Consider the following 24,644-nt stretch of genomic DNA (forward strand, 5'->3'; position numbering starts at 1 on the left):
ACATGCAACTGATTAGAAAAAATATGTCCAGAGTGATCACTACCTGCATCATGGGGGCTTTGTCCATTGTGTTTCTTATTCCGCTGATCTGGATGATTTCCGCAGCCTTCAAGTATGAAAAAGATGTAATGCGCTTCCCGATCCAATGGATTCCCGAGAAGATCAATGTAGCGTATAATTTCAAGATGGTTTGGATGGGACGGGTACCTTTCTCCCATTTCTATTTAAACTCCTTTAAAGTTGCGATTATTACAACCTGCATCACACTGATCATTTCATCTATGTCGGCGTACGCCTTGACCAAAATCAAGTTTAAAGGACGGAATATGGTCTTTCTGGCGCTGCTGTCGTTCATGATTATTCCTGACCAGGCCACGCTGATTCCGCGTTTTCTGCTGATTCGTTGGTTCGGCCTCTATGATACTCATGCTGCTATCGTATTAATGAGTATGTTCTCCATCTACTTCACGTTCTTGCTGCGGCAATTTATGATTGGTATCAGCGACGAATATATTGAAGCGGCACGAATTGATGGTGCAGGCCATTTGCGGATATTCTGGTCTATCATTGTTCCGCTCTGCAAGCCGGTGCTCGCTACCGTGGCGATCATCAAATTTATCTGGACCTGGAATGACTACCAGAATCCGCTGATCTTCTTGCTAAACAAGAATCTGTACACTATCCCACTCGGTATGACACTGTTCCGGGACGATTATTCGAACAACTATGCGATTATGATGACGGCAGCCGTTTCGGCGATCATCCCATTGGTCATCGTATTCATTGCCCTGCAAAAGCAAGTCATTAACGGAATCTCCTTGGGGGGCGTAAAGGGCTGACTTGCGGGTATGCAAAAGAGGGTAAAAGTCAAAAATGTGATCCTACTACAGCAAAATTGTGCACTTGGCTTGTACAGCGGGTGCCTATAATAAGAAATGAACAAGGCACTATACTTAAATTTCAGTGCGGGGGGAAGTAAAATGAAAACAAAGGGCAAAAAAAGATTATCCGTTGTACTAGGCTCCATGCTGGCGGTTTCCTTAACGTTAAGCGCCTGTGGAAATTCCGGAAATTCAGAGAAGAATGGCGGTGCTGAAGCCAGTACGAATGCCGGGAACACCAAGGTGGACAAGCAAGTCGCCATCAAATATTACAACTGGGACAATGAAGCCCAATCAGCAGGCACGGATGCCATGCTGCAGGAATTTATGGATCAGAACCCAAATATCAAGGTAGAGCATGTGACACTCGTTCCCGGTGATTCTGTGGAGATGCTGAAGAAACTCGACTTCCTGATTTCATCCGGCGAAGCGATTGACGTTGTTCAGGTACCAAGCCTTGGAGGCGTACTTGAACGGGCGACCCGGGGAGCACTTGCCCCGCTGAATGAATTCTATGAGAAGGATAACCTCGTTCCTGAGGATGAATATTATGTGAATGCTAAGGTAGACAACAACTATTATGGGATGCAATATACCAAGAGCAGCAACTATGTAATGCTGAACAAAGATGCACTGGATGAAGCTGGGCTGCCTGTACCTACTTTTGGCTGGACATGGGATGACTACCGCGATTATGCTAAAAAACTGACCAAAGGTGAAGGCGTAGACAAACGTTACGGCACATACTTCCACACCTGGGAGTTGTATATGAACGCTCCGGCCCAAACGATGATGAAAGATCCATTCGTGTATGATGACGGGACGACCATTTTCGCGGATCCAACCTATAAATACTTCTTCCAGCTGCGCAAAGATATGGAGTCTGCTGATAAATCTGCGAAAACTTATGCAGACGCTTTAGCGGCTAAGCTCAATTACCGCACGGAATTCTTTAATGAAGAAGCCGCTATGATTCTGGCTGGTAACTGGACGATTGCTGATCCGGGCAATACTGAGCAGTATCCGCATGATTTCAAGACAGCTTTTGCTCCGGTACCGGTGCCTCCGGCAGGATCGGAACCAAAAGAATACGAGGGCAAATACTTCACCAGTGGCAATATGCTGGCGATGGGCGCTACTTCGAAGAACAAAGAGGCGTCTTTCCAACTGATGAGATTTATGTCAACGGCTGTTAGTGATAACAGACTGGAATTCTCCGGTTATAAAAAAGCGGATAATGAAGCCTTGCTGACCAAACTGGTAGCTGGCAAAGAGGATATGTATGATATGGATTCACTCAAATATACACTCTTTGATAGTGCAATTCAGTTCCTTGATGGTGCGCAGGTGATGACGACGGCAACATCCGAATTGACCAAAATAATCGATGACGGCTTCAGCAGATTTATGCTTGGAAATGAATCGATTGATAAGGTGCAGCAATGGATGGTTGATGAAGCGACAAAAATCATCAACGAAAAAGGTGTTATCAAATAAATAGGGAATAAGCAAGTATCACAAGTTGTGGACGGGGCTTTGGAAGGTCATCAACTGGCTTTCCAAAGCCTTATTTATATATTGGGCCTACACAAACATATGGGAGAATGTAGAAATGATGGAAAGCAGATTTTCACAGAACAAGCCGGAAGAGCAACTGGCGCTGCCTTCTAGGGAACAGCTGGAGTGGCAGGACCTGGAGCTGGGGATGTTTTGCCATTTTGGCATCAATACGTTTTGCGATCAGGAGTGGGGAGAAGGCAATGATTCACCTGCGGTCTTCAATCCGCTTCATTTGGATGCCCACCAATGGGTTAGTACAGCCAAAGAAGCTGGATTCCGTTATTTTATACTGACAGCTAAACATCATGATGGCTTCTGCTTGTGGCCGACTGCGACAAGTACTTATTCTGTGGCTTCTAGCCCATGGAAAGAAGGGCGCGGCGATGTCGTCAAGGAATGCGCGGAGGCTTGCCGTGAACTTGGAGTTGGCTTCGGCATTTATTTGTCTCCGTGGGACAGACATGAGCCCTGTTATGCAGATCCGCAAGCGTACGATGATTTCTATGCCCTGCAATTACAAGAGTTGCTTACGGGCTATGGTCCGCTTACGGAAATTTGGTTCGACGGCGCAGGGTCGGAGGGCCGCAATTACGATTGGCAGCGGATTATGGATCTGATCAAGCGCCACCAGCCAGGCGCCATGGTGTTTAATATGGGGGCACCAACGATCCGCTGGGTTGGCAATGAGGATGGCGTTGCTCCTTATCCATGCTGGAACACTGCAAATTCTGCGCGGGGTAGCATGTTCAGTGAAGCTTCATTGAACTGGCTCCCCGGAACGCCGAGCTGGGTGCCTGCGGAATGCGATGTGCCCATCCGTAAAGACCGCTGGTTCTGGCATCCTGAGGAGGAGCATCTGCTGCTGTCTCTGGAGCAGCTAATGGATATTTATTATCGTTCGGTTGGACATGGGGCAACTTTGCTGCTCAATGTAGCCCCTGACAACCGCGGGCTGTTTCCGGAGGCTGATGTGCAGCGGCTGCTGGAATTCGGCAAGGAGATAAGACGCAGATTTGACAAGGTTCTGGCGGTAACAGCAGGTACTGGAGATATTGTTGAACTGGAATTGCCAGCAGCTACTGTGATTGATCATGCCGAGATTATGGAGGATATCGCTTACGGCGAAAGAGTAGAAGGATATATGCTGGAAGCGTACAGCAACGGGGCGTGGCTGGAGTTGAAGCGTGGCAGTTCGATTGGCCATAAGAAAATCGACGCCTTCCCTCCGGTTGTCGCAGAGAAAATCCGCTTACGGGTGTCAGAAGCTGCTGCAAGCCCCAAGATCAGACGGCTTGCCGTCTACCACTGCGGGGAATCGTTAGAATAAATATTAATAAAGGAGGTTGTCGATAATGAGCCTGCTCACCTGGAACGACGGACACTATTTGCTGGACGGACAGCCTTATCGTATCGTATCAGGAGCCATTCATTATTTTCGGGTTGTGCCTGAATATTGGAAAGACCGGCTGCTGAAATTGAAAGCCTGCGGATTCAATACCGTGGAGACCTACATCGCCTGGAATATACATGAACCTAAAGAAGGGGAGTTCGTATTTGATGGCATGGCCGATGTGGTATCTTTTATCGAACTGGCTGGTGAACTTGGGCTTCATGTTATTGTCAGACCGAGTCCATTCATCTGTGCGGAGTGGGAGTTCGGAGGCCTGCCGGGCTGGTTGCTAGCTTACGGGGAACTCCAGCTTCGCTGCTGTGACCCTCTTTATTTAAGCAAGGTAGACCGTTATTACGATGAGCTAATTCCTCTGCTGGTTCCGCTGCTCTCCACACACGGCGGACCAATTCTGGCCGTTCAGGTAGAAAATGAATATGGCAGCTATGGTAATGACAGTGGCTACCTGGGCTATATGCGTGATGGACTGGTCAGCAGAGGGATCGATGTGCTGCTATTTACTTCCGACGGGCCAACCGATGAGATGTTGCTCGGCGGAACACTGGAGGATGTGCATGCGACAGTCAATTTCGGCTCCAGTACAGAGGAATCCTTCCGCAAATATCGGGAATACCGCTCTGAAGAGCCGCTTATGGTGATGGAATACTGGAACGGCTGGTTTGATCACTGGATGGAGGATCATCATGTACGCGATGCCGGGGATGTAGCAGGTGTTCTGGATGAGATTCTGACACAGGGCTCCTCATTTAATATGTACATGTTCCATGGTGGAACCAATTTTGGTTTCTATAATGGTGCGAATCATATCGTCACCTACGAGCCAACGACTACAAGCTATGACTATGATGCCCCGCTCACGGAATGGGGAGATACGACGGCGAAATTTGAAGCTGTCCGGTCGGTACTCAGCAACCATGGATTTGCCCCGACTTGTCCACTCCCTGAGCCGATTCCGAAGATTTCTTACGGGAAAGTCGCTTTGACGGAAAGAGCGGAACTATTCACGGCTTCCAATCTGGAGAAGTTATCAGAGACGGTGAACAGCGTGTGTGTACAGCCGATGGAGAAGCTCGGACAATCCTATGGTTTTATATTGTACAGCACTTATGTGAAAGGGCCGCGCTCTAGACAGAAACTCTACATCGAGGGCGTGCGCGATCGGGCGCAGGTCTTCCTGGATGGACAGGTGCTTGGGGTGATTGAGCGCTGGAATCCGCTGCCACTGGAACTTTCCATCCCCGCTGGGGGAGCGCAGCTGGATATCCTCGTCGAGAACATGGGACGAATCAATTACGGGCCGCTCATTCGCGATCCGAAAGGGATTCTGGACGGGGTTCGGATTGATAACCAGCTGCAATATAACTGGACGATTCGTACTTTGCCGTTGGAACAGGAACAGCTGGATTCACTAGCGTACAAGAAGCACCCGGTGGAGAAGCAGCAAACTGCGACCCTTTCGGGTCTGCCCGGATTCTACCGGGGGAGCTTCGAGGCGGAGGAGATTGGCGATACCTTTCTACGATTCGATGGATGGAATAAAGGGGTCGCCTGGATCAATGGTTTTAATCTGGGCCGCTACTGGAACGCAGGGCCGCAACGCGCCCTATATATCCCGGGCCCATTGCTGCGCAAGGGGCGCAATGAACTTGTTCTTTTGGAGCTGCATGGCCGTGCGGAGACTTGCGAGATTGAGCTTGTGAACCTTCCTGATCTGGGAAGAACTTCGGCCGTCGATGACGCCGTGTTGAATTTTGTGCAGGATGATAACTTGTAGATTCGCAGCTAGGGCTTTGGGGCGGTTCGTTAGAACCCTTCCAGAGCCTTTTTGACGTCTATAAAAATCTCCGGGGTACGTTTCATTTCACCTTGGTATGTGAATAATGGAGGATTGAATAGGAAGGGAGCATTAGAGATGCAGGTGTATATGGACATTGTGCTTAGGGCGTTTGTTGCTATGATCATACTTTTGCTGATCGCCAAAATATTGGGAAAACAAACGTTATCTAACTTGACCTTCCACGATTTCGTGACGGGTATTATATTGGGCTCAATAGCCGCGAACCTGGCGTTTAATAAACAGCTGCATTCTTCCTACATGATCCTGGCGCTTATAGTCGTTACCGTTACATCTTTTATACTATCTGTCATCGCTTTAAAAAGTCGTAAAATGAGAAGCTGGATTTCAGGTTCACCCACTGTACTTATTGAGGATGGGAAAATTCTTGAGCAAAATATGAAAAAGGTAAGGTATTCGTTGGACTCTTTGGATCAGGCATTGAGAGAAAAGGAAATCTTTAATCTAGAGGTAGTAGAATACGCTGTGCTGGAAGATAACGGAATGGTGTCTGTATTAAAGAAACAAGAGTACCAATATGTTACCCGAAAAGATCTAAAGCTGTTGTCCGTTCCTCAGAGCTTTCCCGTTGAATTGATTATGGATGGAATAGTGCTTGCAGATAATCTTAAGGATAATAGCCTGACCCACGAGTGGCTGGAGAACGAGTTAAGACGTAAGGGAAAACAAATTTCTGATGTGTTTTACGGGGTAAGAGGAACGCAGCAGCAGCTCATTTTTGACTATTATGAAGACGGGATAAAGAAACCTATTGATAAAGAATAGCTTTTGTTCATATTGGAGATTGACGGATACCTAAGCAGCATCTTATAATGTTTATATAATTATTAATTAGTTAATAAAAATATAAACGTTGAGAGGCGGTATTTAACCATGGCAGAACGTGCGATCCTTAATACTGACATTCGCAAAGGGACGATTAACAGAAATATTTACGGACATTTTTCTGAGCATCTAGGCCGTTGTATTTATGAAGGGATTTGGGTTGGAGAAGATTCAACTATTCCTAACACCAACGGCATTCGTAATGATGTCGTGAAAGCGCTTAAGGAAATTAAAATTCCTGTACTTCGCTGGCCAGGCGGCTGTTTCGCGGATGAATATCACTGGAAAGATGGTATCGGAGCCCGTGAAGGTCGTAAACGTATGATCAACACTCACTGGGGCGGAACGGTTGAGAACAACCATTTTGGTACACATGAATTCATGGAATTATGTGAGATGCTGGAATGTGAGCCTTACATTAACGGTAATGTGGGCAGTGGTACCGTTCAAGAGATGTCCGAATGGGTGGAGTATTTAACCTTTGGAGGCGTATCTCCAATGTCCGAGCTTCGCCAGCAGAATGGCCATCAAGAGCCTTGGGCTGTGACTTATTTTGGCGTGGGGAATGAGAACTGGGGCTGCGGCGGGAATATGCGTCCAGAATATTATGCAGATCTTTATCGCCAATATCAGACGTATGTACGTAATTACGGGGACAATCGTATTCACCGGATTGCTTGTGGTCCTAACGTGGATGATTATCACTGGATGGAGGTTCTGATGCGTGAGGCAACACGCTTTATGGACTCGATTACTCTGCATTATTATACAATTCCTGGTCCAGCATGGGAGAATAAAGGTGCAGCTACAGGCTTTGAAACGAGTGAATGGTTTAGTACATTAGAGAAAGCCCTTCGCATGGATGAGCTGATCACCAGACATGGCGTTATTATGGATAAATATGATCCGGATAAAAGAGTAGGTCTTATCGTAGATGAGTGGGGAACTTGGTATGATGTAGAGCCGGGAACGAATCCAGGATTCCTGTATCAACAAAATTCAATTCGGGATGCTCTTGTGGCAGGCGTGACCTTGAATATTTTCCATAAACATAGTGACCGGGTACGGATGGCAAATATTGCGCAGACGATTAACGTACTTCAGGCAGTTATATTGACCGAAGGGGAAAAGATTGTGCTGACTCCTACGTATCATGTGTTCAATATGTTTAAAGTCCATCAGGATGCGGAGTTGCTGGATTTGGCACTGGAAAGTGGCACTTACAGCTTTGAAGGCCGTGAGATTCCTGAAGTATCTGCTTCGGCTTCCGTAACTGCTTCTGGAATCATTCATGTCAGCCTTTGCAACTTGAACCATGCAGCTTCTGCTACTGTACCACTCGAGCTTCGTGGTCTTTCCGGGAAGAAGGTTGAAGTGACAGGCACAACACTTGCCGGTGACAAAATTGATGCTCACAATACCTTCAGCCAACCGGAGGCAGTAGTGCCGCAAGCCTTCACTGCCTTTACTCTGGAGGGCGATCTTCTTAATGTTGAACTGCCTCCAATGTCAGTAACTGTGCTGGAGATTACGCCGAAGGCTTAAGGTGGTGTTACCATGTCAACAACATCAACATGCAAGGGATGCAGAGAGGATTATAAAGTTACGCCAACGCAGATTAATCGTATCTTGTCTTCTTCCATGTTTAAGCCAGAGTTTTGTGTTCCAGATGAGGTTTATGCTGAACGGGTTGCCCTTTGTGGGACTTGCCCTAAGCTGCACGAAGGGGTAACTTGCGTCGCTTGTGGTTGTGTCATCCCCGTAGTAGCCAAGCTTAAGGAACGTAGTTGTCCATTGCCCGGGGGGGGCTTGTGGGGCCCCTTTATCGAAAAGAATTAAGCTAAAATAAGAGCCGCATTCGACTCTCCAATGGGAGGTGAATGCGGCTTTATTCTTGGTTATCCGTATAGAACAACTCAACGATTAGATCTTCATTATAATTTCCAAAACCTTTGCCAAAAAGAGTGATCCCGCCAATATGCTCGGCATCTTCATCTACGGAAAGTTTGAAAGACCACTGTTTGTCACGGATGTTCACTTGATCAAGGGTAACTTCTGAAAGCTTCAAACCATCCATAAATGTACCTTTTGCTGTAATGCGCAGCTGCTTGAGCAAGCCGTATTGGTTCGTGAGTGCTGGCCACCAGGCTGGTGTATATTTACCACGGCTATCCCCGTAGTCACCGGGACTTGTCCAGAATCCAAGCTTCACTCCGTTCAGAGTGAATGTGATATCCGAAGGCCAATTATTATTAATGGAAGGTGCTTCGGAAGCAATTTCCATGGTTATAATCAATTCCTCAGGATGCTGGCTGGAGAGTAGGAAATTAGGGATTTTATATTCAATAAATCCTTTGCCGAACCAAAGAATCCCCGCATTCATACGCTCAAGATCCCAGAAATATCGGGGATCATCAAAACTGCCGATCACTTTCTCAGTAGTTGCAAGACCACAGGTTGGCTCGATCAGGAAGTCGGAATAATGTCCAACCGGAATTTCCTTACGATAACTTTTGCGCTCATTGATTTGTCTGCCTGGAAAGGTGATTTCTGCTCCTTCAGCAGCTAGAGTGCAGATCTTTTGCAGACCACTTCGACCAGGTGCCATATGCGTCTGGATCAGGCCGGCAGCTTCCAGCTTACGCACATGCATAGTCATAATGGCGCTGCTCAAATTTACTGCTGCGGCCAATTCCTTAACATTCATAGGATTTTCGGCAAGCAAACGCAACATGTGTAGGCGTACTGAGCTGGCTAAAGCTTCATAGACGGGAAGGGATTCTTCCGACAGGTCAAGTTTCATAAATGGCCTCCAATTAAAATTTATGGGCTAATCGCCGATGATTAAGAAATTTATTAATAATAATATAAAAATCGACGTTTATCTCGGACGTATAGTTAATGATTATATTAGTTAAATGCTTTTTTTACAATATGGGACTTTAAAAAAAGAACGGAGCCTGTGGCTCCGCTCTCTCTTTTCAAATCAAGTCTTGCTTAATCTACGTTCGAGCTATACTCTGCCTGTACTTCATCTGATTTGAGCGCTCTGCTGTAAATCTTCAGTTCATCAATCATACCCTGAAATGGTGCATCCCAATAGTTGACGCCTAGAGCGAAAACGCCATTCTTATTCTTAAAGACATTCGGGAAGCCCTCACCAGAGAACTGCTCTACTCCGTTGAGGTAAACTTTTACGGTTCCATTGCTGACCGTAAACGCAACATGTGTCCATGTATTTACTGGAATCTTCATGGCAGAAATAGCATCATACCAAGCTTCTCCGGACCATAACAACGTTTTACCGCCACCGTTCTGAGGAACGAAGCTAATCCAGCTATTTTTAGTGGCAGCGCCGAAGAAAGTAGTTGTTGCATCTGTAAGTTGTTCAGGGTTTAGCCACATAGATACGGTGTAGGTATTGCTGTCAATTAATCCATCAGGCAAACGGATACCGGAGGTACCGTTGAATATTGCAGCTTGACCGAGGACACCGTTACCGTATGTGATATTACCTACTGTTGGGCTATCTACTTTTGCTCCTGTAACTTCGCCTTTTCCGTTCAATTGGAAGGAGTCATCTAGGTCGCCATCAAAAGCATAATGAGCTACTTTTCCATCAGTTACATTTACTGTGTAGCTGGCTGAAACTTCGCTTCCATCAGTCGCTGTTGCAGTAATTACAGCTTGGCCACCGACAGTTAGTGCTGTTACTATTCCGCTCGCTGCGTCAACAGCCACTACGCTGGAATCGCTAGAGCTCCAAGTTAGCGCCTTATTTCCGGCATTGGTCGGAAGCACACTTACTTGAGGGGTGAAAGTATTTCCTACAGCTACTGATTTAACAGCTTCACTGAATGAAATATTACTTACTTTGATGTTCGTATCAGGCTCACCGTTTACAAGCCAGCCTACAGCTTCCGCAGACAATGCTCTATCATACACGCGGAATTTATCAACCAAACCTTTGTAGGGTGCATCCCAATAGTTCACACCAAGAGCAAATACGCCGTCTTCTGTATCAAAAATATCTGTGAATCCTTTTCCGGAGGATTTCAATACACCATTTACATACATATTGACTGTTCCAGCATTGTAAGTGAAGGCTACATGCGTCCACTGGTTAACTGGAATTTGTAAGCCTGTATCAGCATCCAGCCAAGTATCGCTACCGAACCAGAGTCTAGTGGTTGCTCCACCGTTTCCATAAGGCAGGAGACTGAACCAGTTCGTTTCGGTTTTAGCACCGAAGAATACAGGAGTAAAAGCTTTTAATTCGGATGGATTCAGCCACATCCCTACTGAGTATGCGCTACTTTGAATTAATCCGTCAGGTAGACGAACACCGGATTTGCCATCAAACTTGGCTGCCTGACCGTCTTTACCAGCCTCAAAAGTGATGTCTCCATCCTCAGTGTTGTTGATCAGATTTCCGGTGACTATGCCGTCAGCTGTACGATCACCATTTTCTGCAAGGTCGCCATCAAAGTCAAAGGCAGCTACTAAGCCGTCTTCCAGTTGCGTGCTCTTTTTTTCCATAACAACGGCGGTGAAGGTTTTAGTTACTGCGACTTCGCCCAGCTTAATTGTAGCAGTCAGTTCAACTGTAGCGTTTCCAAGTCCAAGTTCAGGACGAGTAACCTTACCATTGTTACCAATTACAGCCTCATTGGAAGAGGACCATGAAATTTCTGCTCCGCGCAAGCCTTCCGTAGGGAGGGTGATGTCATCGTATATTTTTCTTGTGTCACCAATACTCAAGCCTGCAGCAATATTGTTCAAAATCTGCTCAACGCTCATCGATTCCATCTGGCTGCCCCAGATAGTGATTCCTTGATCTGACATTGCGGTGAACGTCATAACATGCTGTTGGCGTGAGGAATCCCATTGCTTCACAAATACACCTTTGTAGAGATGTTGTACGGTGTTTCCATTTTCCGTTTCGTTAATAAGCAAATGAGCGAAGTACTCATCCTTCAATTCCCAAGTTCCGGTTAACGATCCAGCGATCGTTCCGTCACTTTTCAGCTCGATATCTACTGTGGGTTTGATGATGCCTGAAACATCTTTGCCGTGGTTAACGAACTGATAAGAGCCGACAACATTATCCCGTGCTACAGCCCCAATAGTTTCACCCGTGTAACGATGTACGGCAGTTACTGGCCAGCCATCTTCGTTAGTGAACATTTGATGCACACGAAGTTCATGTGTTTCACCACGGAGTGGGAAACGAGTGTGGAAGAAGTTAAATATTTTACCCGTTTCATCATCATATTGTACCGAGTTATGTCCTGAGGACACATAACCATACGTTTGGAAATTCGGGTCTGCATTTTGATTTGTAAACATGAAGTTTCCTAATAGCTTATTACCATATGGTGTGTTGTCACCATCGGTAGTTAGAACAGCATTCTGTCCTGCTGCATCCGTATAAGGGCCGTCCGGATTTGTTGAACGGAACTGCCGCATGCTGTAACCGCCTTTGGAGTCAAGTCCACCGTAAGTTACATACAAGAAGTAGTAACCAGTATCCTTGTCGTAAACGATATACGGACCTTCACCCGATTTGGTCATTCCGCCAGAAATATGGGTTCCGAAATAGCGGTCGATAAGACGTCCATCAGCGGTCTTTCCATCTTTGCCTGGATATTTAGGTTCTCCGGTAGCTGGATCAATCTCCAGAATGAATATACCACCTGACCATGAACCATAAGTCATCCAAAGCTTGTTGTCTTTGTCGTAGAAAATAGTTGGGTCAATTGCATTTGTATAGGTTTTGTTTTGGTACAAACCACCTGCATTAAACCAATCTGGATTGACACCTTCCAGCGTTCCATTGCCGATAAGGTCCTTGATATTTGTATTGTCCCATTTCTTATTTACTTTACTGTCACTGTCATAAGCCTCTTCCTTGGTGAAACCGGAATAAATTACGGTATTTCCACAAGTATAAGGCCCTTCGATATTTTGCGAAGTGGCGTAGCCAATCGCCGAACGGATATAAGTAGAAGAAGCGCTGTAATACATCATATAAGCGCCAGTTGTTCCATCAGCGTTCTTATAATCGTTATTCCAGAATACGTCCGGTGCCCAGATGGAGAATCCGCCTTTACTGTCCGAATCGTTCTCGCCAGCCCATTTAAAGGATTCTGCCAGATTCTTGGACAGATCACCAAAAATCACGTTGCCCGGTGTTGTATAACCATTAGTGAACTGTGTCCAGTTCATCAGATCATCTGATTTGGCCGCATCGATATGGGAGCCAAATACATAATAAGTTCCATTATCCACAACCACCGATGGATCATGTACCGAGACATTGGTGAGTGCTGGTGCAGTTGCTCCCGGACTAGGTGTAGCCGTCGGACTAGGCGTAGCCGTCGGATTTGGTGTAGCTGTTGGATTTGGTGTAGCTGTTGGATTTGGTGTAGCTGTTGGATTTGGTGTAGCCGTTGGATCTGGTGTAGCAGTTGGAGCCGGAGTAGCTGTAACTTCCGGAGCTGATGTAGCAACAGAACCGCCGTTAGATCCACCAGTACCAGTGGTTGCCGTAGCCGTTGGAGTTGGTGTTTCAAAATGGATTAGCTGACTGTACTTGCTATCAAAGATAACCTTACCCGTGCCTTGGATGGTTAGGATATCGTTGAAACCAAGGATTAGATTCTTGATTTCCGTACCTGCCTCTACACGCAGCTTGGCTTTTTGCTTCAGTGTAACTTCAGCAATACTGCCTGCTGTCAGATGTAGTGTAGGCTCTCCCAACGCTTGAAGCTCAACGGAATCAAAGCTTCCTTTCAGCTTGAGGATGGAATCCTTAGGCAGCGTATTCTCAACAATAACCCGGCTGAAACCTGCCCCCGTTAATGCATCTTCCTCTAGTATTGCACCGGAATGTACGCGTACGTTTGGTACAGCACTTGTGCCTCTAGTAACGACGCGCAGCTTGCCGTTATGCTTATCTACTACCATTTCAGCAGCATTGGAGTCGCTTAGTACGACACTGTTCTCACCGCCACCGGCAACGAATACTTTTCCCTTAACAGTGACATTATTCAGTGTGATATCGCCCTCAGCAATACCTTCGGTAAGGTAGAGATTCCCTGAGATTGTGGAGTTTTTCAACTCTACGCCTGGGCTGCTGATAACCATATTCCGAGTGTTAATCCCCGAATAGCTTCCGCTCTTAGGTGTGATTTCTCCGCCCAGCTTCTCAATCATGCGCAGTGCTTCCGCTCTTGTTACAGCCTGAGTTCCTTTAAAGCTGCCGTCAGTGTAGCCTTGCAGATAACCTTCACCAAGTAAAGACAATACTGCTTCTTGGCTCCATTCTGGCAAATCAGCAGCATCTTTTGGTGCAGAAGTGCCAACAGATGAGTTGAGTTGGAACAGTCTGTATAACATTACTGCAGCTTCTTGACGACTTACTTGCTGTGCGGGTCGGAAGGTGCCATCGCTGTATCCTGTCACATATCCTGCAGCGGTTGCTTTTTGGATATCGCTGTAGTAAGCACCTGTCGTGGAAACATCCGTGAAGCCAATTTCGGCTTTTTCCTGCAAATTAAAGACCCGATTAACCAGAGTAACCCACTCTGCACGGTTGATTTCTTGATTTGGCTTATATATTCCGTTTCCGTAACCCAGAATCAAGCCCTTATCTACCCAAGATTGAAAATCCTTCTGTGCCCAGTGGCCGGAATAATCGGCGATTTGTTGCTGAGTGGATAATGCGACTGATTTGGAATCGCTTGCAGAAGCTGCAGAAATTAATGGAGCAGGCACTAATAGAGTGAGTGCAAGCAGGGAAGCGGTTAGTTTACCAGTAGTTTTTCTCAAATGTATGATCCTCCGATTCTAGTGATGTAGAGCTTGTACACGCGTATTTTTCCAATTCCTCCCTTTTTTACTGAAAAAAATGTAAAACGCTTACATAAATAGCTACTAAAAAAACGCTTTCGTATATGAAAATGGTTTTAATTTATGTATTACTAAACCATAACAAGGAAAACGTTTTATAATGCTCTCATTTTAAGCATGATATCAGCAAATAGTCAAATAGAAATTTATAAATCCGTGAATCTTTTTATATTTTTATAAATTATAAATTCAAAATAGAGGAAAATGATTTAACTACTGGTGATTAATGCTGAAGTGGATAAGAGTGAAATTTGGTGAATGGATGACTAGGCGGGATATATCAGCATGGATAAAGAGAGGGGGTAGGGCATAACGGGTGGGGGGGAGCTAAGGAAGAATAGCTAATTAGTTGTTCACCCCCGCAAAAAGAACCAGTTTTGCTTAGAACATAAAAGAAAAATTTACAGATAGTACAATTTGAAAATGATATCTTGATCATGGTTTCCGAATTTTTTCCCGAAAATCGTTGCTCCTCCTACATGCTTTGCATCTTCCTTCACTTCGATCCGAAAGGTCCAACGGTCACAAGTCGTATCTAAATCCTCAATCGAAACCTGAGACAGCGGGTCACCGTCAATGTAAGTTCCATTGTGGTTTGTAATTCTAATCGTTTTTAGCAATCCGTATTGATTGATATTGTGTGGCCACCATTCCGGTGTGAATTTACCTCTAGCATCAGCGAAATCCCCGGGGCTCGTCCAAGTCCCTAATTCCAAGCCATTCAAAGAAAAGGTGATGTCTGAAGGCCATACGTCATTAGCAAAGGGGAATTCGGAAGAAAGCTCTAAGCTAATCTCAAATTGCTGTAGGGTTTCCTCTTTTTTTAGGAAATTAGCGATATTATATTGCACATAACCTTGAGTGAACCAGAGAATCTCTGCGTCCACTCTTTTAGAATCCATGAAATACTTAGGTTCGTCTACTCTGCCGATAAACTCCTTATCCGTAGCAAGTCCGCAAGTAGGTTTCAGATCATAATCGGTATAATGACCAATCGGCACTGATGTCTCGTAGGAGGCAAAAGAGTGAAAGATTTTCTTCGGGAAGTTAATCTCAATATGATCCACCCTAAGAATTGAAATTTTTTGCATTCCTGATTTACCAGGCACCTTTTCCGTTTTTATGAGCCCTGCATCTTCTAGTTTTTTAATGTGTTTGGTAACGATAGGACTGCTTATTTTAAGTTCTTCTGCCAAATCTTTGATGTTCATCTTATTTTTGGAGAGCAACTGAATAATTTTGATGCGTACTTCACTCGCTAAAGCTTCGTAAACAACAAGAGAGGATTTGTCGATTTCCAACTGCATTTTACCCACTTCTTTCAAAGTTATTTCATATACTGTAAAGTTTATTAATCTATATATAAAGTAACATGAAAGGTAACCGAAGTAAATATAATATCGCTTTCATCTCCGAGAGATGAATCAAAAGGTTAATTAAACGAAAAAAAATTCTGTTAAGTTTATTTAAATGTTATTGACTACGCTTTCACAATGAATGTATACTAATCTCAAGTTAATCGTTTTCAAAGAAAGTGAACATGAATGGTTATCTTAACATTACAGCTGCAGGGGGAGAGAGTAATGAAAAAGAAATTTGGAGTTTTATTAGCAACGGTTCTAACATTATCGACAGTTTTGGCAGGATGCGGTGGTAAAGATGATAGTAAGACGATTACGTTCTGGACACCGCTGACCGGTGATGACGGTGCTTATATGGATCAAATTGTTAAAAACTACAATGCAACGAATCCCGAAATTAAAGTAAAACATGTTATTACGGCTGATATGTACACAAAGATTTCTACAGTTTTGGCATCTAGCAAAGGTGTTCCTGATTTAGCAATTATCCATGCTGACCGTGTTCCTGGATTTGTTAAACAAGGTGTACTGGAATCCATGCAAGATACCGTATTGCCAGCACAACCTGAACTGAAAGCTGAAAATTACTTACCACAAGCTTGGAACACTGGTAATATCGATGGAACTCAATACACAGTTCCTCTTGATATTCATAGTAACGTAATGTATTACAATAAAGATTTGCTGAAAAAGTATAATGCTGAATCTTTCTTGGATGATAACGTTGTTACTATTGATGAAATGCTTTCCTTACAAGGTAAATTGGATGAAGGCGATTACGTAGTTAATGATGCTTTGCTGGGCTGGGTTATCTTGGCTCAAATTCAAGATTTGGGCGGCGATATCCAAGTTGATGGAAAACCGGCTGTTAACACCCCTGTCTTTAAACAAGCGTTTGAAAATGTTAAGAAAATCGCCGATGCTGGCCTTATGACTCCATTTGGTGAAGACGGTTACTTGATGTTCCAATCTCAAAATGTACTTTTCTCGACAGACGGAACTTGGAGTTCTACAGCACATGCTGGGGTTGAAGGTTTGAACTTTGGCGTGACCAATGTTTATTCTCCTACTCCTGACAAATTCACCAACAGATCTTCTTCTCACTTGTTCGCTATGTTGAAAAATGATAAGAGAACAGACGAAAAAGAAGTAGGTATTGCTAACTTCTTGGAATATGTTCGTACGAATTCGATGGAATGGGCAAAAGCTGGACAAAACGTAGCAAGTAACGTAGTTAACCAAAGCCCTGAGTACAAAGACTTTATGCAATCCTTCTTTACATCTGATGAAAAAGAAATCGAATCCCTTTACATTTACACATATGAATACTACCCATACATTGCGGAAGCTGTAGATACTTACTGTGCGGATATCGTGCGTGGCAACGTTGATATTGATGAGACTTTGGCAACGATGCAAAAATTTGTTGAAGATAAAATTGCGGAAAGCAGCAGTGCAGCAAAATAAAGCAAAATAGAATAGATTGTACGAAGTAATGTGCCATGTTATGGTGCATTACTTTGTGCAAAAGGAGAAATGAATTCCTATGAAAAAGAAAATCAATTGGGCACCTGCTTTCTTTGTAGGTCCGCATGTCATTTTGTTTGCTGTCTTCATTTTATTGCCAACGATTTATGGGATTTATGCTTCATTTACAAAATGGAATTTAATGAGTGATCCGGTATGGGTAGGCTTTGATAACTATAAAGCTATTCTTTTTGACGGCGGATCAACCTTTCATACTCAATTTTTCAGAGGCCTAAAAAACACATTGATTTTCGTTGCTCTGTCTGTTCCGTTGCTGATTATTATTCCATTAATGGTCGCGGTGGCGTTGGAGCATAAAAAAGTTAAAATGAAGAGCTTAATTCAATCTATTCTTTATATTCCTGGCTTGATTTCAATTTCTGCGGCAGCACTGATTTGGCTGTTGATCTTTAATAAGCAACTAGGGATCACTGGTAATCTGTTTGGATCACAAATTGCTTGGCCTGCAAATCAACCCTATGCGTGGATTATTATCATTGTAATTACTTTATGGGGTGGTATTGGGGGCAACATGATTATCTATCGTGCTTCCTTAAGTGGCGTGGCTCAAGAGTTATATGAATCAGCGGAGCTCGATGGTGCGGGTTCAATTAAAAGATTCACCAGTATTACCTTGCCATCTATTCGTTTTCCATTAATTTATACCTTTGTTATGACAACTGCGGGTGCCTTTAATGTATTCGGCCAACCGTTAATGATGACCGATGGTGGACCTCGACAAAGTACACACGTTCTAATGATGTATATTCGTCAATTAGCTTTCGGTAACGGTGAATCCATCGCCGGGATGGCATCAGCTATGGCAGTTTTACTGGGATTAGTTATTTTGGTGATCTCAGCACTGCAATATTATGTAATGAACCGAAATGCTTCATAGGGTTCGCAGAAACTAATTGACTAACAAGGAAATGGAAAAGGTAGGTGTACTAAAATGTCAAACCAGGCAGTAAATCCAGTTGTAAATACAACAGGCAAAATAAAAGGCTCCTCCAGTGTAAGTATTTCAAAATATATATCCTATATATTTCTAGGTATCCTATGTGTGATTTGGATCATTCCTGTTATATTCGGGATTTCCACCTCATTTAGATCACAAACGGAAGTAGTATCCTCGGGCTTTAGACTATTTCCTAAAGAGTGGGTCTTTGAGAACTACGTTACGATCCTAAACAATACTTCTACAGCTCCAATTCTACGTTGGTTAGGTAACTCATTGTTTATTGCTACATCTCACACCATTCTGGTTGTTATTGTTATTTCGATTACAGGTTTTGGTTACACCCGTATTAAGTTTAAAGGAAGAGACACATTGTTCTTTACTTTGCTGGGGATCTCCTTCTTCCCGGGTGTTGTTAACTTGATTCCTTCGTATAAAATCATTGACTCCTTTGGTTGGGTGAACACTTCCTGGGCTATGATTATCCCTGGTCTTGCGGGTATGGGTAATATCTTCTTGGTCAGACAGTTTATGAACGGTATCCCAAAAGAATTAGATGAATCGGCTAAAGTTGATGGTGCAAGTGACTTTAGAATTTTCGCGCAAATTATATTGCCGTTAGTTAAACCAATACTAATTGTTTGCGGATTGTTCTCCTTTACTGGATCTTGGAATGACTTCCTCTGGCCGGTTATCGTGTACACAGACGTAGACAAAATGCCAATTACCGCTGGTTTGCTCTTATTGCAAGACATCTACGGAAACTATCGTATGATCGGACAATTAATGGGCTCGGCAATCATGGCGATTATTCCAACATTGCTGCTATTCGTTTTTGCACAAAAATACTTCGTTCAATCCATCAACCTGAATTCGGGTATCAAAGGTTAGATCGAATGAACTTAAACTTAAATACACCTTGACTTCTTATAAGGAAGGGTGTGTTTTGGTGACCTACAAATATAAAAAAAGAGATAAATATAGGAGTTGTCATTGTGAGAGAATTTAATGTAAAAAATCCACTAGTTGAGCAACGAGCAGATCCTTGGATCTATAAACATACTGATGGTTACTACTATTTCATAGCTTCAGTTCCAGAGTTCGATAGAATTGAGCTTCGCCGTTCTGAATCCATTCAAGGATTGGCTGAGGCTGAAGGAAAGACCATTTGGGTTAAGCATGAAACGGGTTTGATGAGTGCTAATATTTGGGCGCCAGAGATTCATTATATTGATGGAAAATGGTACGTATATTATGCAGCTGCACATACCTCTGATACGAAAGACGGTTTATTTGATCATCGCATGTTTGCGTTAGAAAACCCATCCGCAAATCCTTTAGAAGGTGAATGGGTGGAAAAGGGTCAAATAAAAACAAAATGGGAATCTTTTGCCTTGGATGCAACAACTTTTGAGCATAAAGGAGTTAGATATTACGTTTGGGCACAAAAAGATCCTGCTATCCCTGGCAATTCAAATATTTATATTTCCGAAATGGAGAACCCTTGGACACTAAAAGGTGAGCAGGTGTGCATCACTACTCCTGAATACGATTGGGAAAAAATCGGATTTTTAGTGAACGAAGGCGCGGCAATCCTTAAGCGTAATGGACGTATTTTCATGACATTCTCAGCTAGTGCAACAGATCACAACTATTGTATGGGATTATTGACTGCTGATGAGAATAGTGATTTAATGGATCCAAAATCATGGGTCAAGACACCTGAACCTGTGTTTACGACTTCTGAGGAAAACGGCCAATATGGTCCGGGACATAATAGCTTCACTGTCTCTGAGGATGGCACACAGGATATCCTTGTTTTCCATGCTAGAAGCTATAAGGAAATTGTCGGAGATCCGCTTTACGATCCGAATCGTCACGCACGTGTGCAAGTAATCCAGTGGAATGAAGATGGAACGCCAAACTTTGGTGTACCTAGACCGGATACGAAATAAAAAGGGATTTGTCGCATAAAACAACAGAGCAATGATTCTCCCAGAGGTGGAGAAACACTGCTCTGTTGTTTTTTATAAGAGTCATAGTTGTAACCCTCCTGAGGCTTAAGGACTCAGCTGACGCTATTTGCAATTTTTTAGTCATTTGAGCAAGGTTGCGGACCCCAGTGCAGCTATTCCTTTAGAAAAGGTTCATTTTTGCTGATCTTCAAGCCAATAACGACTTTAGGGTCCGTTAGGTACGCAAATTTGTGATAAAGTTGCATTTAAGGTCAACTGTGTCCGATAGTTGCTTCGGGAACGCGTAAAAGCGAGTTGATCAAGTGAGGTACTCTTATAATGGAAGATCCCGTCTTCTGAACAGCTCTACTCCCAAGGAAAAGGTGAGCACTCCGATCAACAGCAGCCAACTGGAGACCTGAATAATCTCCACGTTGCCCTGAACGATTTCCCCGGGTTGATAAAAGGAGAATAAGGTTAGGAAACGCAGCCCTTCCAGTTTGTCGCTTATTTTACCGAGTAGATCCAGAGTGAAAAATCCGAAGGCGATGGCGCCGGAAATTCCGAGGGCTTTTTTCTCGTCATTACATACAGAGGACACGAGAAAGGTAAGGCCGCCTACCGCAAAAAATAATAAAAAGGCCACGGTATTCAGCTGAGCGAAGCGACCGCTGTTAAAGTCATATTCACTGCCAAGAAACCATGCTTTACCTAATAATCCGGCGAGGGTGGTTACACCCATAATTAAGAGCAATGCTGTAGTGAGTACAAGTGCCTGCGTGGTGGCGACTTTTCTCCGTGTAGTTGGGGCTATGAGCAGATAAGCCATGGAACCGCGATCCACGAGTCGAGCCATAAGCTGCGTTGACATTTGCACACAAACTATGGAAAGAATCAGAACTAGTATAAGTCCATAATATTCTCCGGAGATAAAAGCTTCAGCACTGGTAAATCCGCTATTTAACCCAAAGGCTTTACCCACACCCTCTGGCATCGCCTTAATAAGGTCATCAATTGCTTGTGTACTCCCCGCAATCCCTGGATAAAGCCAGATCATAAACAGAATATAGAAGGCAGAACCAAAGGCGTAATTCAATATTCCTTTCAGGTTCACTCGCATCATTTCCTTATAGAGCGGAAGATTCATTGCACTGCCCCCTCACGGTCATAATAGTCCATGAAGATGTCCTCTAGATTCTGCGTGAATACGTCGATGCTGCGGATATTGTATTTTCCAGTTTCCCGGATGAATCGATCATAATTGCCTTGCACAGCTATGCGGACCCTATTTCCCTCATGAGCTTCCACTTGTAGGCCGGAGGCGGCAAAATCCACTGCATCTTCACTATTCGCAAAAATGACCTCAAACAGCTTCCGTTGCATCGATTGTAGTTCATGAATATTTTTTACGGTGATAATCCGTCCGTCTTTAATAATTGCGGCGCGGTCACAGGTGCGTTCAATTTCCTGAAAGCTGTGTGAGGACATGAGAAAGGTAGTTCCGGCTGATTTTTCCTCCAGTACCAGATCAATAAATACCTTTTGCATGAGCGGGTCGAGACCCGAGGTAGGTTCATCCAGAATAATAACTTCAGGACTGTGCATAAAAGCAGCGACGATTCCGACCTTTTGCTTCATTCCCTTTGACATTTTTCGGATCGGAGTTGTGGCATCAAATTGCAAGCGTTCAATCAGCTGCTCGCGTTTGGTAGTATTTTTGATTCCCTGCATGGCTGACATGAATTTAAGGAAAGAAAGGCCCGTCATCCCATCAAAAAAGTTAATTTCACCGGGTAAGTAGCCAATATGCTTCTGGACTGTCCCTTGTGCCTTCCATACATCAAGCCCATGGATACTCGCATGCCCTTGATCTGGTTTCATAAAACCCATGATATGCCGTATAGTTGTCGATTTACCCGCGCCGTTAGGACCCAGAAATCCAAAAACCTCGCCTTTGTTTACGGTAAATGTTACATCTTCGATTCCTTTGCCATTCGAAAATCGTTTAGTTAAGCCTTCTACAACCAGCATGCCGCCACCCCCGCCGCAAAATAATGAACTAATATGAATTGAATATTTCATATGTTATATTATTCCTAGTGGTTAATGAAGTCAATATAATTATGAAATAATTGAAATGGAATATTTCATTAAATTTAAATACGCATACTTAATAACGAAGTTAGGGTGGAAGCTATGAATGGATTTGAGAAGAGAGCAGCACAGATTAAATTCAAAATTATGAAAACTACTATGGAGATGCTCAAGAGCTGGGAACCCAAACGTCTACGGATCGCAGATATTGCGAAAGAAGCAGGAGTCTCTCAGGTGACGATTTATAATTATTTTGGCAGTAAGGAAGCGCTGCTTAGTGAGTCTTTTAAGGACTTTGTTCAGAAGGAAATTCAGGAGTTTGAAGATTACATTTATCAAGAGCATTCTCTAAAGGAGATTATTGGTTACATTCTAACCATGGAAAGGCAAACTTACAGCGGTTTATCTCCCGCGACTGTGAAGGAGCTTATGGTTGAGGATCAAGAAATGTTCCGTTATATTGAGGAACGATATGCGAATGACATTTTGCCGGTGCTGGTGAAGATGGTTGAGGATGGGAAAGCCCGGGGAGAAATCTCAAATAAAGTATCCACCAAAGGGATACTTTCACTAATGGGGATGTATATGCGTAATGCGGGTGAACTTCTAGACGAAGCTAGCAAACAGGAAGATATGGATGCCTTCATCGAGGAAGCCATCCATATTTTCTTCTATGGCATTTGCGGGAAAGAGTAAGGGGAGCTTGAGCTACGTGAACATCACCCTTAATTGATCAGGTCAACAGCGGATTCCCATTCATGCCGACCCAAAGAGCGGATTGTTCAAGCTGGGCAGCAAGCTGAAGCAGCAAATCTTCACGGCCTTTGTTCGCCATGACTTGAACGCCTAGCGGCAGGCCAGTTGCTGACTTATGGACGGGCACACTCATTGCTGGCTGGCCTGTCAGATTTGCGAGCTGGGTGAACGGTGTATAGGTTAGGCTTGGCTCAAACATCTCGTAAATTAAGCGGCTCTGTTCTTCTTTTGGCAATTCGTTTACGTGCAGCAGCTTTGCTATCTCTGCAGGTTTATGCGTTAATTCACCAATTTTGGGAGCGGAGTTTGCATTCGTAGGTGTTATATATAAGTCGTAATGATTAAACAGTTCCGCCATTTGGGCGGCTGCAACGTCCCATTCATCCAGACTATGTACGAATTCGGCCGCTGAAACATTTTTTCCGGTCTCACCAAGAACCCACGTAATGATATCGACATCGTCAGCAGTTATGGAACGTCCCATATTTCTCTCCAGGGAGACGAACATGGCTGCTACCTCTCCGGCATTCATCGTATAGTAGTTCTCCATCAGTCTTGTGCCATTCACAGGACTTTCTGTTTCTTCAACCGCATGTCCTTCAGCTTCGAGCCATTTCACGGTTTTGAGAACAGCATTTACGGCCTCTTCAGAGACAGGCGTACCTACTGGGGAAGCAGTCGTAAATCCAATTCGTAGTTTACGTTGCGTAGGCTTAAACAGATCATCCAGATATACGCCCGGATATAACGGAGTCTGGAAGGCGGCTTCTGGCTGCACAACCTGCAGCAGATCTAACATAGCAGCGCTATCGCGAACGGACCGGGTTAAGGCAAAATCAATAGAAGCCCCTTGCCATTGACGGCCGACTCCGGGTCCTACTGGTGTGCGCCCGCGCGTGGGTTTAAGTCCGAATAAGCCTGTGAATGAGGCGGGAATACGGATGGACCCACCACCATCACTGGCTCCTGCTACTGGAACGATACCAGAAGCAACAGCTGCCGCGGCTCCGCCACTCGAACCTCCAGGAGAATATTCGAGATTCCAAGGATTACGAGCAGGTCCATGGAGGACATTCTCTGTAATGTTTTTTAAGCCGAACTCTGGTGTGTTCGTATGGCCAAGTGGAATGAAGCCGGCTTTCCTAATCCGTGCAACATAATTTGAATCCCACCGCGCGACATTGTTCTTCATCAGCATAGCCCCACAAGTGATGGGCTCGCCAGCGATAGATTGGGAAATATCCTTTAATAGAAACGGAACGCCAGCAAACGGCCGAGTGTTATCCTGAACAGGCATCTCGTCGGCTTCTCTAAGAGCAGCTTCCCGGCGGGTGCGCACCACCGCATTTATGACTGGATTGACCTCATCTAACCGAGCAAAGGCGGCTTCGACCAGCTCACGAGGTGAAATTTCACGTGCTTTGACAAGTGAAGCAAGTCCTAGAGCGTCATAGGTAGAGTAAGAAAAGGTCAAATTAATACCCACTTTCAATTTAGGATGATTATTATATTATACATCCCATTAGTTATTTTTTGAAAATGGGTAA

At 44.3% G+C, this 24,644-nt stretch carries 18 protein-coding genes; 12 read left to right on the forward strand and 6 right to left on the reverse strand.

Annotation, left to right across the window (positions count from 1 at the left end; all coding sequences use genetic code 11):
- The first annotated feature begins 2 nt into the window (after window positions 1-2).
- From MKX34_RS07620 to MKX34_RS07650, 7 genes are all read left to right on the forward strand, one after another.
- Window positions 3-839 (forward strand): carbohydrate ABC transporter permease, encoded by an 837-nt coding sequence (locus tag MKX34_RS07620; RefSeq protein ID WP_036675652.1) that lies wholly within the window; start codon window positions 3-5, stop codon window positions 837-839.
- A 141-nt stretch (window positions 840-980) separates the two neighbouring features.
- Window positions 981-2,378 (forward strand): extracellular solute-binding protein, encoded by a 1,398-nt coding sequence (locus tag MKX34_RS07625; protein WP_076100552.1) that lies wholly within the window; start codon window positions 981-983, stop codon window positions 2,376-2,378.
- A 115-nt stretch (window positions 2,379-2,493) separates the two neighbouring features.
- Entirely contained in the window at window positions 2,494-3,768 is a 1,275-nt protein-coding gene (locus tag MKX34_RS07630; protein WP_256717688.1) for an alpha-L-fucosidase, read from the forward strand.
- Between the two features lie 25 nt (window positions 3,769-3,793).
- Complete coding sequence (locus tag MKX34_RS07635) at window positions 3,794-5,626, forward strand: beta-galactosidase family protein (protein ID WP_076147058.1); 1,833 nt, start codon at window positions 3,794-3,796, stop codon at window positions 5,624-5,626.
- Between the two features lie 150 nt (window positions 5,627-5,776).
- Window positions 5,777-6,472: a DUF421 domain-containing protein gene (locus tag MKX34_RS07640; protein ID WP_339205399.1), complete on the forward strand. Its 696-nt coding sequence runs from the start codon at window positions 5,777-5,779 to the stop codon at window positions 6,470-6,472.
- Window positions 6,473-6,580: 108 nt separating this feature from the next.
- A complete protein-coding gene (locus MKX34_RS07645) occupies window positions 6,581-8,077 on the forward strand; it encodes an alpha-N-arabinofuranosidase (protein WP_076297610.1) in 1,497 nt (498 codons plus the stop codon).
- 12 nt (window positions 8,078-8,089) lie between these two features.
- Window positions 8,090-8,371, forward strand: coding sequence for a DUF6171 family protein (locus MKX34_RS07650; RefSeq protein WP_076297609.1), 282 nt, complete (start codon window positions 8,090-8,092; stop codon window positions 8,369-8,371).
- 49 nt (window positions 8,372-8,420) lie between these two features.
- Here the strand turns inward: MKX34_RS07650 and MKX34_RS07655 are convergent, their stop codons facing one another.
- The 3 genes from MKX34_RS07655 to MKX34_RS07665 all read right to left on the reverse strand — a co-directional run bounded on the left by MKX34_RS07655 (window position 8,421) and on the right by MKX34_RS07665 (window position 15,753).
- On the reverse strand, window positions 8,421-9,335 hold the full coding sequence (locus MKX34_RS07655; RefSeq protein WP_076100540.1) for an ArsR family transcriptional regulator: 915 nt from the start codon (window positions 9,333-9,335) through the stop codon (window positions 8,421-8,423).
- A 194-nt stretch (window positions 9,336-9,529) separates the two neighbouring features.
- Window positions 9,530-14,365, reverse strand: coding sequence for a LamG-like jellyroll fold domain-containing protein (locus tag MKX34_RS07660; RefSeq protein WP_076297608.1), 4,836 nt, complete (start codon window positions 14,363-14,365; stop codon window positions 9,530-9,532).
- Between the two features lie 482 nt (window positions 14,366-14,847).
- On the reverse strand, window positions 14,848-15,753 hold the full coding sequence (locus MKX34_RS07665) for an ArsR family transcriptional regulator (protein WP_036675644.1): 906 nt from the start codon (window positions 15,751-15,753) through the stop codon (window positions 14,848-14,850).
- Window positions 15,754-16,029: 276 nt separating this feature from the next.
- Here MKX34_RS07665 and MKX34_RS07670 point away from each other — a divergent pair, with 276 nt between their 5' ends.
- The 4 genes from MKX34_RS07670 (at window position 16,030) to MKX34_RS07685 (ending at window position 20,247) form a co-directional block, all read left to right on the forward strand.
- Entirely contained in the window at window positions 16,030-17,274 is a 1,245-nt protein-coding gene (locus MKX34_RS07670) for an extracellular solute-binding protein (protein WP_076101554.1), read from the forward strand.
- A gap of 79 nt (window positions 17,275-17,353) precedes the next feature.
- A complete protein-coding gene (locus MKX34_RS07675) occupies window positions 17,354-18,232 on the forward strand; it encodes a sugar ABC transporter permease (RefSeq protein ID WP_036675641.1) in 879 nt (292 codons plus the stop codon).
- A 54-nt stretch (window positions 18,233-18,286) separates the two neighbouring features.
- Window positions 18,287-19,183, forward strand: coding sequence for a carbohydrate ABC transporter permease (locus tag MKX34_RS07680; protein WP_036675639.1), 897 nt, complete (start codon window positions 18,287-18,289; stop codon window positions 19,181-19,183).
- Between the two features lie 104 nt (window positions 19,184-19,287).
- On the forward strand, window positions 19,288-20,247 hold the full coding sequence (locus MKX34_RS07685) for a family 43 glycosylhydrolase (protein WP_038569499.1): 960 nt from the start codon (window positions 19,288-19,290) through the stop codon (window positions 20,245-20,247).
- 334 nt (window positions 20,248-20,581) lie between these two features.
- On the opposite strand, the gene MKX34_RS07690 is transcribed toward MKX34_RS07685, so the two are convergent.
- On the reverse strand, window positions 20,582-21,394 hold the full coding sequence (locus MKX34_RS07690) for an ABC transporter permease subunit (protein WP_036675636.1): 813 nt from the start codon (window positions 21,392-21,394) through the stop codon (window positions 20,582-20,584).
- Complete coding sequence (locus MKX34_RS07695; protein ID WP_036675634.1) at window positions 21,391-22,278, reverse strand: ABC transporter ATP-binding protein; 888 nt, start codon at window positions 22,276-22,278, stop codon at window positions 21,391-21,393. The genes MKX34_RS07690 and MKX34_RS07695 overlap by 4 nt, the downstream gene beginning before the upstream one ends.
- A 165-nt stretch (window positions 22,279-22,443) precedes the next feature.
- Between MKX34_RS07695 and MKX34_RS07700 the strand changes: the two genes are divergently transcribed.
- The gene (locus MKX34_RS07700; RefSeq protein ID WP_036675633.1) at window positions 22,444-23,037 is read left to right on the forward strand and encodes a TetR/AcrR family transcriptional regulator; all 594 of its coding nucleotides are present in this window, start codon (window positions 22,444-22,446) and stop codon (window positions 23,035-23,037) included.
- A 37-nt stretch (window positions 23,038-23,074) separates the two neighbouring features.
- Here the strand turns inward: MKX34_RS07700 and MKX34_RS07705 are convergent, their stop codons facing one another.
- The gene (locus tag MKX34_RS07705; protein WP_076104938.1) at window positions 23,075-24,577 is read right to left on the reverse strand and encodes an amidase; all 1,503 of its coding nucleotides are present in this window, start codon (window positions 24,575-24,577) and stop codon (window positions 23,075-23,077) included.
- Window positions 24,578-24,644 lie beyond the last annotated feature (67 nt).

This window comes from Paenibacillus sp. FSL R5-0636, from assembly GCF_037974255.1.
Classification (GTDB): Bacteria; Bacillota; Bacilli; order Paenibacillales; family Paenibacillaceae; genus Paenibacillus_AQ; species Paenibacillus_AQ odorifer.

What these genes read in the sequence shown, in the direction of transcription:
- MKX34_RS07680 (WP_036675639.1), top strand. Translation starts at nt 18,287, where the DNA reads ATGTCAAACCAGGCAGTAAATCCAGTTGTAAATACAACAGGCAAAATA.
- MKX34_RS07665 (WP_036675644.1), bottom strand. Translation starts at nt 15,753, where the DNA reads ATGCAGTTGGAAATCGACAAATCCTCTCTTGTTGTTTACGAAGCTTTA.
- MKX34_RS07695 (WP_036675634.1), bottom strand. Translation starts at nt 22,278, where the DNA reads ATGCTGGTTGTAGAAGGCTTAACTAAACGATTTTCGAATGGCAAAGGA.
- MKX34_RS07640 (WP_339205399.1), top strand. Translation starts at nt 5,777, where the DNA reads ATGGACATTGTGCTTAGGGCGTTTGTTGCTATGATCATACTTTTGCTG.
- MKX34_RS07670 (WP_076101554.1), top strand. Translation starts at nt 16,030, where the DNA reads ATGAAAAAGAAATTTGGAGTTTTATTAGCAACGGTTCTAACATTATCG.
- MKX34_RS07635 (WP_076147058.1), top strand. Translation starts at nt 3,794, where the DNA reads ATGAGCCTGCTCACCTGGAACGACGGACACTATTTGCTGGACGGACAG.
- MKX34_RS07655 (WP_076100540.1), bottom strand. Translation starts at nt 9,335, where the DNA reads ATGAAACTTGACCTGTCGGAAGAATCCCTTCCCGTCTATGAAGCTTTA.
- MKX34_RS07700 (WP_036675633.1), top strand. Translation starts at nt 22,444, where the DNA reads ATGAATGGATTTGAGAAGAGAGCAGCACAGATTAAATTCAAAATTATG.
- MKX34_RS07630 (WP_256717688.1), top strand. Translation starts at nt 2,494, where the DNA reads ATGATGGAAAGCAGATTTTCACAGAACAAGCCGGAAGAGCAACTGGCG.
- MKX34_RS07625 (WP_076100552.1), top strand. Translation starts at nt 981, where the DNA reads ATGAAAACAAAGGGCAAAAAAAGATTATCCGTTGTACTAGGCTCCATG.
- MKX34_RS07675 (WP_036675641.1), top strand. Translation starts at nt 17,354, where the DNA reads ATGAAAAAGAAAATCAATTGGGCACCTGCTTTCTTTGTAGGTCCGCAT.
- MKX34_RS07645 (WP_076297610.1), top strand. Translation starts at nt 6,581, where the DNA reads ATGGCAGAACGTGCGATCCTTAATACTGACATTCGCAAAGGGACGATT.
- MKX34_RS07620 (WP_036675652.1), top strand. Translation starts at nt 3, where the DNA reads ATGCAACTGATTAGAAAAAATATGTCCAGAGTGATCACTACCTGCATC.
- MKX34_RS07690 (WP_036675636.1), bottom strand. Translation starts at nt 21,394, where the DNA reads ATGAATCTTCCGCTCTATAAGGAAATGATGCGAGTGAACCTGAAAGGA.
- MKX34_RS07650 (WP_076297609.1), top strand. Translation starts at nt 8,090, where the DNA reads ATGTCAACAACATCAACATGCAAGGGATGCAGAGAGGATTATAAAGTT.